Consider the following 14,422-nt stretch of genomic DNA (forward strand, 5'->3'; position numbering starts at 1 on the left):
CATGAGACTCAAAGCCCTCACCGCCGCGGTCGCCGCAGCGGTCGGCCTGAGCATGATCCAGCCACCACCGGCGTCCGCAGCTGAGCCGGATCCCGGCGCGTCCGCCAACAAGGTCGCGTCGGACCTGAAGGACCGCTTCCGCACGGAGCCGGTCTCCGACTTTCTGATCACGTTCGACACCAAGGCCGATCTCGCTCCCGCCAAGAAGATCGCGGACTGGACTGCCCGCGGTCAGTTCGTCTACGACGCGCTGAAAGCGGCAGCGAAGAGCTCCGCGGCGTCCGTCTCCGCCGAGCTCGACGCCGCGGGCGTGAAGTACACGTCCTATCCGCTCGTCAACGCCGTGCTCGTCAAGGGCGGCACGCAGCAGCTCGCGCTCGACGTCGCCTCGATCGGGCAGGTCGCCGAGATCCACGCGGCGCCGCAGGTCGCGCTGGTGGAACCCGTGGACGAGAAGACGCCGGCCGACCAGGCCGTCCGTCCCGCCGCCCCGAAGGCCGCCGCCGAGGATGGCACCGTCACGTGGGGTCTGGACGCCATCCACGCCCCCGAGGCCTGGGCCATGGGGGCCACCGGTGCGGGCATCACCGTGTCCAACCTCGACTCGGGCGTCCAGTTCGACCACCCCGCGCTGATGCACCAGTACCGCGGCACGAAGCCCGACGGCACGGTCGACCACAACTACAACTGGATGGCCGCCCGCGGCACGTGCACCGCCGTGCCGTGCGACGACAACGGACACGGCACGCACACCATGGGCACCATGGTCGGCGACGACGGCACCAACCACGTCGGCGTCGCCCCGGACGCGCAGTGGATCGCGACGAACGGCTGCTGCGACAGCACCGGCGTCGAGTCGCTGCTCAAGTCAGGCTGGTGGCTGCTCGCCCCGACCGACCTCCAGGGGAACAACCCCGACCCGTCCAAGCGCCCCCACGTCATCAACAACTCGTGGGGCCAGACCGTCGAGCACGCCTTCGACGACTTCTTCCAGGCCATCGACGAGGCCTGGAGCGCCGCGGGCATCTTCAGCGTCTGGTCGTCGGGCAACAGCACGCCGTACGCGGACTGCGACACCGTTTCCTCGCCCGGCTCCGCCGAGAGCGCCTACTCCGTAGGCGCGTACGACTCGGACGGCACGCTCGCGTTGTTCTCCCGCAAGGGCGAGGGTGAGGGTGGCCGGATCAAGCCGGAGATCTCCGCTCCGGGCGTCGCGGTCCGGTCGTCCTACCCGAACAACAGTTACGTCGAGATGGCCGGTACGTCGATGGCCGCTCCGCACGTCGCCGGCGCCGTCGCCGACCTGTGGAGCTACGACCCGACCCTCATCGGGCAGGTCGACCAGACCCGCCGCCTGCTCGCCGAGTCGGCCGTCGACGTCGACGACACCGAGTGCGGCGGCACCGCCGACTTCAACAACAAGTACGGTGAGGGCCGGCTCGACCTCGTCCGCCTGCTCGAGCTCGCGCCCCGGCAGGGCGGCACCCTGACCGGTGTCGTCACCGCCGACGGCGCCCCGGTCGCCGCCGCCGACGTGACGATCAGTGGACCGTTCAGCCGGTCGATCGGGACCGACAAGGACGGCCGGTTCACCACGAACCTCCCGGTCGGCGACTACCAGCTCAGCACCAAGGTCTTCGGCTACCTGACCGCGACCGCCAACGTCACGATCACCCTCGGCCAGGACACCTCCGTCAAGCTGCCGCTGACCGCCGCCGCGAAGCACGACATCAGCGGCAAGGTCGTCGACGACAAGAAGCAGCCCGTCCCGAACGCGGACGTCACCGTCACGAACACGCCGCTGAAGCCGGTACGCACCGACGCCAATGGCGCGTTCACGATCACCGGTGTGCCGGAGGGCCAGTACGGGCTCGCCGTCACACCCAACGCCTGCTTCTCGCCGACGTCCCTCCCGCTCACCGTGGGCGACGAGAACAAGTCGCTGGAGATCCCGGTCGGGCTCGTCGTCGACAAGGGCGGCTACAGCTGCGCCGTCTCCGAAGGCGAGTACCTGCGCGGCACCGACCAGGTCGCGTTCACCAGCGGCGTGTGGGCCACGGTGAACCTGCCGTTCCCGATCGCGCTCTACAACGGCAGCCACGACACCCTCGGCATCGGCCTGCGCGGGGTGATCTCCCCGGACACCTCCACCGGACCCGGCAGCGGCGGTGCGGGCATCTTCCCGTTCTGGGTCACGTCCCCCGTCGAGTTCGCCCCGGGCGGGGGAGTGTTCACGGCGGCCACCAAGGTCGACGGCGAGGACGCGTTCGTCGTCGAGTACCGCAACGCCAAGATCTGGGCCTACCCGATCCGGTCCGAGTACTCGGAGCCGGTCAACTTCTCGGCCACGCTCACCCGCTCGGGCAAGGTGATCTTCGGGTACGGCGACGGCATCGGCACCGACGACCCGGTGACCGGCGGCGCCCGCACCACCACCGGCATCCAGGGCTGGGCCGGCGTCGACGGCATCCGGTTCTCCGAGAACGTCCCGGTGCTCCACGACGGGATGATCGTCACCTACGACCTTCCCGACTGGGGCTACCTCGACGCGACAGTCGTCGACAAGAACGACGGGCTGCCGGTGGCCGGCGCCAAGGTCTCGTTCACCGACAAGGACGGCCTCGTCGAGAGCGTAACGACCAACGGCACGGGCATCGTGCACCGCCAGCTGCCGGTCGCCGACTACACGATGACCGTCGAGGCGCCGAACTACGTGACGGGGTCGTACGACTTCACCCTCGACAAGCTCTACGCGAAGGCGACGGTCGACGCGCGCCTCACCACGGGTGTCGCCGGCCTGAAGGCGAGCGGCCTCGACGCCGTCATGGGCACCGACCAGAACGGTGTGGGCTCGCTGACGCTGACCAACAACGGTTCCGCCCCGCTCACGTACGATCTGGCCGAGGCCGCGCGCCACCCCGAGCTCGACCCCACCGGCGCCACCACGCGCACCGGGACGGGCGCGGAAAGCAAGATCGACCTCACCGCGTGGAAGGCCGGTGCGAGCGGCATGAAGCCGTCGAACGCCGACGGCAAGGCTGCGACGGCGAGCGCCGCGGAAGCACAGGCGGCCGCCAAGGTCGGTACGACCTCCGGCGGTGACGTCATCACCCGCATCGAGATCCCGGGCACCATCGCGGAGAAGGAGCCCTCCGGCATCGGGTACGACGGCGACGTCTGGATCCACGACTACATCGAGCGGACCAACAGCGCCTACACGGTGACGGGCAAGCCGACCGGCAAGGTCTTCGACGCCTCGTGGAACCCCGCGTACCGCGCGTTCGACATGGCGCTCGACACCAAGACCGGTGACATGTGCCAGATGGAGGACAGCCCGGCCAGCTACATCCACTGCTTCGACCGGGAAACCGGCAAGGAGACCCGGCAGATCAAGGGTGACTGGTCCACGCTGCAGCTGACCGGCCTGGCGTACAACCCGGCCGAGGACGTGTTCTACGTCGGTGGCCGGGCGAACGGCATGATCGGCACCGTCGCCGGCACGTCCCACGACAACGCCGGTGCGCTGCTGTCCTTCTGCGCACCGCCGCTGCCCGAGGTGATGGGCCTGGCCTACAACCAGGCGTCCGACACCATCTGGTACACCGACCTCACCACGAACAGGCCCACCCGCCTGCTGCAGGTCGACCCCGACGACTGCTCGCTGGTCAACGCGTGGTGGTTCCCGGGCCAGAAGGCGACGCAGGGCGGCGGCCTCGAGACCGACTCGACCGGCGCGCTGTGGGCCGCGGACCAGGTCGCCGACGACGTCGTGCTGGTCGACGTCGAGGACGACCTGTTCACCGACCTGCCGTGGCTGTCGCTCTCCTCGACCGGCGGCACTCTCGCCCCGGGCGAGTCGACGACCGTCAAGGTCTCGCTCTCCTCGAAGGACGCCAAGCCAGGAGTCCTCGGCGCGAACATCGTCGTGCGGTCCGACTCCGGACGGCAGTCCAAGACCTACGTCCCGGTGACGCTCACGACCACGAAGTACCAGGTCGGCGTCAACGCCGGCGGCGCGAAGTTCACCGACGCCTCCGGTTTCACCTGGTCCGCCGACCAGGCGGCCGGTCACGGGGCGTGGGGCTACGACGGGAAGGGCAAGACGATCTCCGCGGGCTCCGCGATCGAGGGCACCGAGGACGACACGCTGTTCCAGTCCCAGCGCACCACGTCGGGCAAGGACCTGGTCTACACGTTCCCCGACGCGCCGAAGGGCACCTACGCCGTCGACCTCGGGTTCGCGGAGATCGCACAGGTGAAGCAGGGCAAGCGGGTGTTCGACGTCCTCGTCGACGGCGAGCTGACGCAGTACGCCTACGACGCCGTGGCAGCCGTCGGCCCGAACGCCGCCGACTGGCACAGCGCCGTCGTGCAGCACGACGGTGGTCCGCTGACCGTGGAGCTGCGGGGCGGGAAGGGCCTGCAGGCCCCGAGCATCTCGGCGCTGCGCGTGACGCTCGACCCGCGCGGAGACAAGGCGGAGCCGGAGCCCCAGCCCGAGCAGCCGGAGCCGGGCCCCGTGCCGGTGGCCCCCGCCGGTCGCTCGTACTCGATGAAGGTGACCGAGGGGCTCTACCGCCAGGGTACGGAGGAGTCCGGGTGGCACGGCGATGACTCCTGCGGCGTGCTGTGGTTCGACTCCAGCTTCCTGTTCCCGTTCTACGACACGGCCTGGGACGGCGTGTGCGTGACGACGAACGGTGCGCTGGTCTTCGACCGGGCCAGCACCTTGGGGGGCAACACGGAGCTGCCGTCGCCGTACCCGATGGACGCGATCTACCCGCTCTGGGACGATCTCGTCGTCGACGACCAGGCGAACATCTACTTCGGCAGGACCGAGGTGGACGGCCTGGCCGCCGAGGTCATCGAGTGGCGCAACGCCACCTTCTACAGCGATCAGACGGCTCGGGTGAGCTTCTCGGTCACGCTGATCGCGGACGGCCGCATCCAGATCGGGTACGGCGACGGCATCGGCGGCGACAACCCCGTCACCCGCGGGTCGTCGGCGACGGTCGGCGTGGAGAGCCTCACGCGCAACCTCGCGAGCCAGTACTCCTTCAACCAGCCCGTCCTGACGGCCGGCCTGGGGCTGGAGTACACCCTCCCGGCCGCGGGCACGATCGAGGGCACGGTCACCGACGCGAACGACGGCAAGCCGATGGCGGGCGCGATCGTCACGCTCAAGGGGCCGAACGGTGACCGGGTCATCACGGCCGACGCGAAGGGCCGGTGGAAGGCCCAGGCGCTGGTCGGCGAGAACACCGTGGAGGTCGGCGCACCGAACTACGTCACCGCCAGCCACCCGGTGACCATCACCAAGAAGGACCAGGCCGAGGTGGTCGACACCGCGTTGACCACGGGCGTGGCGACCGTCACCGGAGGTGACCTCGACTGGCTCGTCGGCCCGGACCAGAAGGCGACGGCCGACGTGACCGTGACCAACAGCGGCTCCGCCCCGCTCGAGGTGCGGCTCAGCGAGCAGAATCGCACCAGCGACGGCGGCCACGAGGCCGCCGACCTTCCGTGGCTGACCCTCACGGGGGCGGCCGCAACCGGCACGGTCACGCTCGCCGCCGGCGAGTCGACCACGGTCACGGCGACGGCCGACAACGCCGACGTCGAGCCCGGCGTGCTCGTCGGGGACGTGCTCGTCGCGTCGAACGCCGGCAAGGGTGAGACCCAGTTCAAGCCGGTCCGCCTGGCGACCTCGGCCTACTGGAAGGGTGTCGACGCGGGCGGGTCCGGGCACGTCGGTGCGGACGGCTTCGTCTGGTCGCCCGACCAGGCGCTCGGCTCGGGATCGTGGGGCTACGTCGACGGCACGGCGCGTGCCACCAAGGCCGACATCGCCGGCACTGAGGACGACGAGCTGTTCCGCACCCAGCGGACCGGCAAGACGTTCAGCTACGTGTTCAAGAACGCGCCCGCCGGGAAGTACCGGATCGGCCTCGACTTCGCGGAGATCGAGAATGTCAAGGTCGGCAAGCGTACCTTCGATGTCCTGGCCGACGGCAACGTCGTGCTCTACGACCACGACGTGCAGGCGAAGGCGGGTGCGCTGACCGCGGACCTGAACATGGTCACCGTCGAGCACGCGGGTGGCGATCTGAAGATCGAGCTCCGCGGCGAGACCGGTGAGCGCGACGCGATCCTCAACGCCCTGAAGGTCCAGGAGGACCCGCGCCTGTGAGATAGCCGAACCGGTCCACCAGTAGTGGTCAGAGCCTCCCCGGCGAAGGATTGCCGAGGAGGCTCTGACCGTGTGGTGCGATTGAACTCAGCGGTCGTTGCCCGCGCGCAGCCAGGCGATGTAGTCGGCGGCGGCGCGCTCGGTGTCGTACGCGGGGACGTAGCCGGTGTCCTCGTTCAGTCTGGTGATGTCGAGCCAGGATGCCGGGGGAGCGGACCCGCGCCACGGCAGGGTCAGGTCGGCGGACGGGACCAGGGTCTTGATGGCGGCGATGACGTCGGCGTTCGACGTGGCCCGGCCCGAGGCCACGTTGTACGTACGGTGGTTGAGCTTGTCGGTCAGGTGTAGCAGGGCGATCGCGCGTGCCGTGTCCTTCACGTAGCACAGATCCAGGGCGTCCTCGGCGTACGGTGTTCCGGCCTGCGACGACAGGTCGAGTTCGGTGCCGCGGGCGACCGCGTGGATCAGGGCGGGCGCCGGGAAGAACGGGTCCTCGTGGCCACCCGGGCCCCAGGTGGCGGAGATCCGGTAGTTGACGACGTCGAGGCCGGCAGCCGGGGCCAGCCAGTCGTCGAGCAGCTCACCGATCTTCTTGAAGGTGGGGATGACGTGGGACGAGTCCATCGGCAGCGGGAGGTCTTCCCGAAGGGCGCCGTACTCGGAAAGGCCGTGGTAGACGCCGATGGTGCTGGCGACACCCACTCGCCGTACGCCCCACTCTTGAGCGACCTGGAAGATGTTGAGCAGGCCGCCGAGCGCCTTGCGGGTGGCGGGGATCGGCTCGTCGGCGCCGATCGGCCAGGGCATGGAGCCGGCCAGATGGACGATCTCCGTGATCTTGTGGCGGGTGCCGAGGTCCAGCAGGGCCGGCAGGTCCGTGACGTCACCCTGCTCGATCGCGACCTGGGCGTCGGCGAGGACGGGCGGCAGCCCGCGGGCGCGGCGCTGCATGAGCACGCACTCCTCGCCCTGGTCGAGCAGCGCCCGCACGGTGTGCGACCCGATGAAACCCATGCCTCCGGTGACCAGAACGGCCATGACGCGTCCCCTTCCAAGACAAGCGGAACCTTGTTCCGTAACTATACGGAACGAGGTTCCGGATCTACAAGGGGAGTGCGTCGCGGGCCGCCCGGCACGGGTGCGAGGTACCGGACAGGTCGTCCCATCCGTGACCCGTGCTGCCGGCACGAATCAGCCCGGGCCGTGGAGAAGAGGTCGCCTCGACTGGACCTGCGTGACCCTCGGGATGGTGGGCACCTCCACCCGGAGCCGCCGTCCGTCCGAGCCTCTTTCGTCGGCAGGCTACGTGGTCGGAGGTGCGACAGCGGGCGGTGTCAGGCGCACGACCTGCAGCCCGTAATCGGCGAGTATCAGAGGGATGTCCCGCACGACGTCGCGATCCTTGTCTCGCTCGGCTTCCGACAGCTCACCCCAAGGCTTGATGCTGGGGTGCAGCTTTACTCGGTCGTCCCTGACCTCGCCGAATCGCCAGCCCTGTGAGATCCGTTCGGCCACCCATCGGTCGTGCTCGGCGACCGCCAGCGACTCGATCAGCGTGTCGTCGATGCGGTCGACGCCGGAGCCGGTGCGTGGAGCGACCGTGTATCCCAGTGCGATCAGCTTCGCGCCGATGTTCCGTGCCTGCTGAAGGTTGGCCTCGCGGAAGCCGGTCTCGAGCCGCTCCCAGGGAACCATCGCGGCCGTGTCGCCCAGGCGCGCGCCTTGGGCCACCCGGCGTTGAAGATAAATATGGTGGATCGACTGGGCCAAGCGTTCGTAGATGTCCTCGTGGATCGTTCCGGATTCGCCGGGAGTGACGTTGAAGATCAAACTGCCGACACTGATCGGCCACAACTGACCCTCGATGTCGTCCAGGAGGGTGGTCGAGTCCTGTCCGAAGACCTCGACCAGCCGCGCCAGCCGGTCCAGCGGCAGCACCAGAGAATGTGGTCCGCCGCGCCACAAAGGCGCCAAGGTGAGCGCCGCCAGCACCGAGGCGTCCTCGTCGTCGAAGCACAGATACGTGCGATGCGGCGGTACGGACTCGTCGTCGACTGCCGTGCGCAGATCGCCTGGGAAGGGCCGTAACAGGCAGGACTGCACCACCGCCGGCCAACGCCGCCGGAGATCGTCGGCGATGATCTCCGCCGCCGGGTCGACCAGCGTGACCGACAGCCGCTCGCCGCAACGCGGCGATAGTTGCCACATCCGCGCCAGCTCGACGACGAGCGCCTGGCCGAAGGCGCCCAGGCCGGCGATGACGACATGCGGAACGGCGTCCTCGAATGTGGCTGCATCACGGCGCACAAGCTCCCGCGCGGCAAGTTCGTCGGTGTTGAAGAAGTCGGAACCGGTGTTGGGCTGGCTCAGGTGACGCGCGCGTAGCGCCAGGGCGTAGGCGGGGTCGCTCACCTGGGCGTAGACGGCCAGTGGCCCGGCTTTTCGGGCGCGACGGGCCCGACTGGCGGTGGCAGCTGCCAGTACGTTGATGCTGCTGTCGGTACTGTCGTCCGCGCAGGCGTACAGCACTCGTGCACCTTGTACGCCCGCGTCGTAAAGGCTGCCGGCGTCACCGGTCTCGGTCCGGATCACCCGACGGCCGCTCGCCTGAAGTTCCGCGGCGATCGCGGCCGCTGTCGGCGTCTTGCCGGTAACGATGGCGTGCCCGGACATGTTCCGCTGCCGCACGACTCGCCAGGTGTCCGCGAACATCGCGCGAGCGGCCTCGAACAGGAAATAGACGGTCGCCGCCGGGGCGAGGAAGCGCGCGATCTGCAGCGGCCATGGGATCGGTCCCCCGGCCTCCAGCGGGCTGGAGCCGAGTACGAACAGCTGCAGGTCGTAGTAGATGAGGTCCAGTAGCCCGTCGTTCGTCTCGTGCCGGGGGTCACTGGTGTAGTCCCGCAGCCCCCACAGACCCAGCGCGAGGGCGGCGACCACTGTCGCGACGAGTCCCCACCGGGCCGCCGTCAGTGCTCGGATGCCGCGCGCAGGCACTGCCACCGATCCATTCCCTGCTCCATCCTCGGCTCCAAACTGAACGGCCGCGCCACCGGGTGACGGACGCCAACAGGCTATCGACTCCTGTCAGCGGCGATCACCGCCGGCGCCGGCGGTAGTGCGCCCAGACGAGACGGCCACGGGACACGGAGCCCCCGCGCTCACGCCGACGGACGGCCGCACGACAGGTCCTCAGGTGGACCGACGGCGGCGAGTGACTCCCACTCCGAGGTCGTAAGGTCGCGACCCGCCGTGTCGCATGCGATCCGCAACAACACGTCGTCTCTCATCGACCATCGGACAAGGCTGCCTCCCGACGTCGCGGTGAGGAGCTCGCCCGTGCCGGCCGCGCCGACCATGGCGGTCGCGTGCCACGGGCTGGCCGTCGAACCTCGCGTCATCGGCGGCAGTTGCACGGAGCCCACCACCGCACCCTCGTTGGTGTCGATGATTACGGCCTGCCCGTTCGCTCGGAGGCGAACCACAAGTCCGGTCCCGGGCACGACGGTGATCGCCCTCGCGTAGCCGACATCTCCGGCCACAGTTCGCAGCCGCGATTCGCCGCCCTGATCCCAAACCTCAAGATCGCCGCTCTCCCTGACCACCAGCAGGTGGCCGTCGCCGAAGGTGACCGCCGATGCGGGCGGACCGGGCAGGACCTTCGAGTGCAGTGACTTCGTGTCGATCACCGCGACGCTCTGGCTCGTCTCGGCGTGCACGACGGCCGCAGTCCTGCCGTCCGCACTGACGGCAGCCAGCCCGGCGCTCATGGGTCCCGAGGTACTTATCACGGGATCGACCGCGCCTGGCAGGTCGCGAACTACGCTGCCGTCCGTTGCACGGCGCACCTGCACCCCTGCGCGGTCATCGACCACGACGACCTCCTGGCCATCGCGTGAGACCCCGGCGGCGAGGACTTCCGCCTCGCCGAACGCCGGCCAGGTGCCGGCGTCGCGCGCCTCGGAGGTAAGGACTTGTGCCGCGCCACCGTCACCGATGAGCCACAAGTGTTCACCGGTCGCGCTCCAGACGGGCGTGACGTTGTCGAGCCGGCCCGCCGGGATCGCTGTGGTTCTTACCGCCTCGGTGGTGAACTCGTGGATCGCGCCCTGGTCACCGTTGCCGCCGACGACAGCGACTCGCGCACCATCGCTCGTGACGGCGATCCGGGGCGGCGGGCCGAAGTTCGCGACTTCCGGTACGTCGACCCGGAACGGCAGGCTCAGCCGCGACACCTGGTTCAGATCCCACAGCGCGAGCGACGCGCCAGCTGTGGAGACGAGCCGAGACGTCTTACCGAGGAATGCCATGGCCTCGATCCGGCCGCTCCCGGTCAATTCGGTGGGATCTTCGGCGTCCTCGGACGTGCCGGCGACCCAGAGTGTTCCCCCGCCCGACACCGCGACGTACCCGCCGTCGTCCCGGATCGCCAGCACCTCTGGTTCGGCGACTGGCACTTCCGCGCCTGGTATGTCGGTCTCGGCATCGCCGTTCGGGTAGACGAGCACGTTCCGGTACTTGACGTATCCCGAGTACCCCAGGCTCGTGGAGGAGCCGGGCACATAGTCCCCGGCGGGTACCTTCGGGTCGTCGGAGTATCCCGATGAGGAGAGGTCGCTGGTGCGGAGGACCTCCCACGAGCCCGTACCGCCCTCCAGGACGATGGAGCGTTCGTTCGGCATACCCACCTGAGACCAGGAACTTCGCGGTCGGGTGGAATGAAGCCGCTTCCCCGTCGTGGCCTCGTACAGCGACACGGTGGTCTCGACTTCCGAATCCGTGCCGCTCCTCACCATCACCGCGGCGAGCCGTCCCGATGGTGAAGCGGCGATCGCATACCCGCCCTTGACATCGAACCTCGAGGGTGGGGCGTCCCCTTCTCCCGTCCAGGTCGCCGCGACGGTCCCGTCGATGGCCAATGTGGTGGCGCCGTCCGCGCTGATCGCGATCCCGCCGATCGGGTTCGGCCCTAGTCGCACCTCGTCCAGCGTGCCCGCGTCCGGCCGCCATCGAAGGAGCCGGCCATCCTCGGTGCCCGCAACAATCGTCTTGCCGTCCGCTGATCCGGCGAGGGCAGTCACCCTTCCGCCCGCTGGTATCTGTCGCACGAGATGAGGGCTCGCGGTGTTGACCTCCAGTAGGGCGGCGCGAGTACGAGGATTGCGCTCCATCCGATAGCCCTCGACAGCCAGGAGTTGCGCTCGATCCGCCTGCACCTGCATCTCGGCAACGGCTGTTGCTGCGAAGAGCTGGGCCAACGCCGAACGCGCGTTGCGCTCGGCTTCGTTGCGCTGACCGATCGCGAAGACGCTCGCGGCAAAGAGGCACACGGCCAGCGTTGAGAGGATTGCAATCCCAGCGCGTGCCTGCCGCATCGCCTGCCGATGTCGCCTCACGTGCTCGCCGATGAGCAAATCCTTCGGTATGCCGCGGATCGCCGACCCCAAGTCCGCGATGCTTTCACGTAACCTCGGGTTTGCGGCATCTGCAAGGTTCGCATCGGCCAGCCAGCGCAGGTTGATGATGCGCGGCTCCGCGGCCAACAGGCCGCGCAGCGCGGGCGGCGCAGCCGTACTGCGCGCAAAGTCCACATCACCGGTCTGTGCGTTCCAGGCAAACTCGCCCCCGGTGGCTACGATGAGCAGCCGGTCGGGCGAGCGGTTTGCCGCCCACCACGCCACTTCTCGATTGACCCACTCGGATCGCGCGGCTTCTGGTGAAGCCATGAGCACGAACCATTCCGATGAGGCGAGAGCCAGTTCGATCGACGCCCAGAGATCCGATGATGCCGACAGGTTTGCATCGTCCCTGAAGACTCGAATCGCGCGCATCCGGTACCAGGGCTTGGCAAATTGCTCCAGCTCGCGTTGCACGACCGGAGCGAGCTTCCCGTCCAGCGCGTGACTGTAGGAGATGAATGCGTCGTACTTATCTGCTGAACGAACCAAGCTTCCTCCCCGGCATCGCCGTCCATTGCAGACACTCTGCGATGACATGTCAAGCGACGCTCGGTCGCGGTCGTAAATGTCCAGCTCCCACCGAAAGTGCCGTCGGTACTCCGTCCACCGATGCGGGGCGCCTGCCGACGCGCGACTGCCTGCACCGCCGCCGGACATGATTCAGCTCCGCACCACTTGCGCCACGTCAGCCGGAAAGCGTTGCGGATCAGAGGAGGCGACCAATGTCCGGCGCCAGCCGCACCTGGGCGGACATCAGCACCAGGTGGTCGCCCGATGCTTCACCGGATTCTTCGCCGTCCTGGTGATCCGCTGCAACCGCTGGCCCGCAGCCATCGGCACTGCCGAACGAACACCTCCGGCCGTCTATCCACCGGCCACCACCTCCCCAGAGGAGTGCTGGGAAACAGCCTGCCCGATAGGTGCTCAGAACTGATGGATTACACGATCAACCTCCGAGGCGAACCAGGGAAGGCCCCGCTGGGGATGGGCGCAGGCGTTGGAGCGGGGAGAGATGGAGGCCCCGCCGAAGGCCACCGTCAGCAGCCATCGGAGGGGATCGCTACCGATCATCGCCGGGGGAGGTTCATGACTCAGTCGGCGTCGAACCGCAGTGGCAGTGGTGCTCGCTGTCGGCGTGCCCGGTGGTGCCAAGGTCGTCGTCACGGCCGGCGGCGAGGCGCGACCATTGCGATGTGGGCCGGCCGTCGAGGCGGAACTGATCGCCGTCGGTCCGGAAGCGCTGGGGCCAGCCTTCTGGCGAGTTCTCCCAGTCCTCCTGGCGGCCGTAGACGGTCATGTCCAGCAACCCGTACGAGGGTGCCATCGCCTCGCAGCCGCGCCCGGTGGTCCAGTAGGTCTCGAACACGCGGTCGCCCTGGCGCAGGTAGCACGCCTTCATTCCGAACGCACGCCCGGCGACGAGCGGGTCGAGCGACTCCGCGGGCACGGAGTACCAGGGCGCCTGCCAGCCCATGAAGTCGCGGTAGCGCGACGACTCCTCGAACGGCCCCTGGCAGAAGACCGCGAACGTGACATCGCGCGAGTGCAGGTAGGACAGCTCGAGCACCTGGCCGGTGAAGAACGTGCAGCCCTCGCACTGGTCGGCGGCCGGCCTGCCCGTGTGCCACATGTGGTACGACGCGAACAACTGGGTCCTCCCCTCCAAGACGTCGAGCAGGGGCACCGGGCCGTCGGCACCGACCAGACGGGTGGTCGGGTCGACCTCCACCATCGGCAGCCGCCGACGGGCCGCGGCGATGGCGTCGCCCTCACGGGTGTGCGCCTTCTCGCGGAGCCGGAGCTCGTCGAGCTGCTTCTGCCAGGTTTCGCGGTCGGCGAGCGGGGGTGCTGCTGGCGTGGTCATGGGCTCCTCCTCAGGTAAGGGCTATGAGGCTAATAGTGGATGCTATGATCGAGCAAGTGTGAAAGGGAGGTGTTCGGTGCCGGCTCAGCGGGGTTATCGACAGGCTTGTGGCATCGCGCGTGGCCTCGACATCGTGGGTGAGCGGTGGTCGCTGCTCGTGGTGCGCGAGCTGCTGCTCGGGCCGAAACGGTTCACTGACCTGCAGCAGGCGCTCCCGACCGCCAGCCCGAACGCGCTGTCCGACCGGCTGCGCGAGCTGGCCGGCGCGGGCGTCGTACGCCGTCGGCAGCTGCCTCCGCCAGGCAATGTGCGGGTCTACGAGCTGACGACGTGGGGTCGCGGCCTCGAGCCGATCGTCGTCGCGCTCGGCACCTGGGCGCTGGCCGCCCCGCCGACCGGGGAACAGCGCTTCGTCAGCGCGGACAGCGCCATGCTGACCATCCGCACCTTCTTCGTCCCGACGCAGCAGCGGCCCGAGGCGACGCTGCGGATCGAACTACGCGACCACGGCCCTGCCGGGGTGTTCGGCGTCCGCCTCACCCCGGACGGCGCCGAGGTCGCCCACGAGCCGCCCGAAGAACCGGACGCAGTCCTGGTCACCACGACGGATACCCTTCTCGGCGCCTTCGGCGGCGACGACCTGGCCGGGCTCGTAGCTGCCGGCACCGTCATCATCGGCGATTCCGAGGTCGTACGCCTCCTCGTCGCGAACGTGCGGATCCCCGCATCCACAAATCAGTACGCAACCCCCACCTCTCACCTCGGGGGGCGAGCGGAAGGCCGCCAGACGCTGTCCGAAGGGTGATCCAGGCGGGCTGCACCCCCCGTTACCTTTGATCGTTCCAGCCGGGGACTACGAAGGTTGGGCCAAGGGCGATCCTGGCCGAACAGGCCCACGGTCGGCTGGGT

6 protein-coding genes are annotated in these 14,422 nt (G+C 68.9%); 2 read left to right on the forward strand and 4 right to left on the reverse strand.

From position 1 onward, the window contains the following. The first annotated feature begins 1 nt into the window (after window position 1). Window positions 2-6,190, forward strand: coding sequence for a S8 family serine peptidase (locus tag BXA10_RS24550; protein WP_076473200.1), 6,189 nt, complete (start codon window positions 2-4; stop codon window positions 6,188-6,190). An 87-nt stretch (window positions 6,191-6,277) separates the two neighbouring features. Here the strand turns inward: BXA10_RS24550 and BXA10_RS24555 are convergent, their stop codons facing one another. From BXA10_RS24555 to BXA10_RS24570, 4 genes are all read right to left on the reverse strand, one after another. Further along, a complete protein-coding gene (locus BXA10_RS24555) occupies window positions 6,278-7,228 on the reverse strand; it encodes an NAD-dependent epimerase/dehydratase family protein (RefSeq protein ID WP_076473201.1) in 951 nt (316 codons plus the stop codon). 264 nt (window positions 7,229-7,492) lie between these two features. After that, window positions 7,493-9,193 (reverse strand): RyR domain-containing protein, encoded by a 1,701-nt coding sequence (locus BXA10_RS24560; protein ID WP_139338125.1) that lies wholly within the window; start codon window positions 9,191-9,193, stop codon window positions 7,493-7,495. A gap of 158 nt (window positions 9,194-9,351) precedes the next feature. Continuing rightward, window positions 9,352-12,138, reverse strand: a complete 2,787-nt coding sequence (locus BXA10_RS24565) for a TIR domain-containing protein (RefSeq protein ID WP_076473203.1) — start codon at window positions 12,136-12,138, stop codon at window positions 9,352-9,354. A gap of 595 nt (window positions 12,139-12,733) precedes the next feature. Beyond that, the gene (locus BXA10_RS24570; protein WP_076473204.1) at window positions 12,734-13,513 is read right to left on the reverse strand and encodes a DUF899 family protein; all 780 of its coding nucleotides are present in this window, start codon (window positions 13,511-13,513) and stop codon (window positions 12,734-12,736) included. A gap of 133 nt (window positions 13,514-13,646) precedes the next feature. Between BXA10_RS24570 and BXA10_RS31015 the strand changes: the two genes are divergently transcribed. Further along, a complete protein-coding gene (locus BXA10_RS31015; RefSeq protein WP_245828448.1) occupies window positions 13,647-14,318 on the forward strand; it encodes a winged helix-turn-helix transcriptional regulator in 672 nt (223 codons plus the stop codon). Window positions 14,319-14,422: the final 104 nt, after the last annotated feature.

Source organism: Micromonospora avicenniae (assembly GCF_900156065.1).
Lineage (GTDB): Bacteria > Actinomycetota > Actinomycetes > Mycobacteriales > Micromonosporaceae > Micromonospora > Micromonospora avicenniae.

Excerpts from the sequence above, each read along its gene's own strand:
- BXA10_RS24550 (WP_076473200.1), top strand. The coding sequence starts at position 2 with ATGAGACTCAAAGCCCTCACCGCCGCGGTCGCCGCAGCGGTCGGCCTG.
- BXA10_RS24570 (WP_076473204.1), bottom strand. The coding sequence starts at position 13,513 with ATGACCACGCCAGCAGCACCCCCGCTCGCCGACCGCGAAACCTGGCAG.
- BXA10_RS24555 (WP_076473201.1), bottom strand. The coding sequence starts at position 7,228 with ATGGCCGTTCTGGTCACCGGAGGCATGGGTTTCATCGGGTCGCACACC.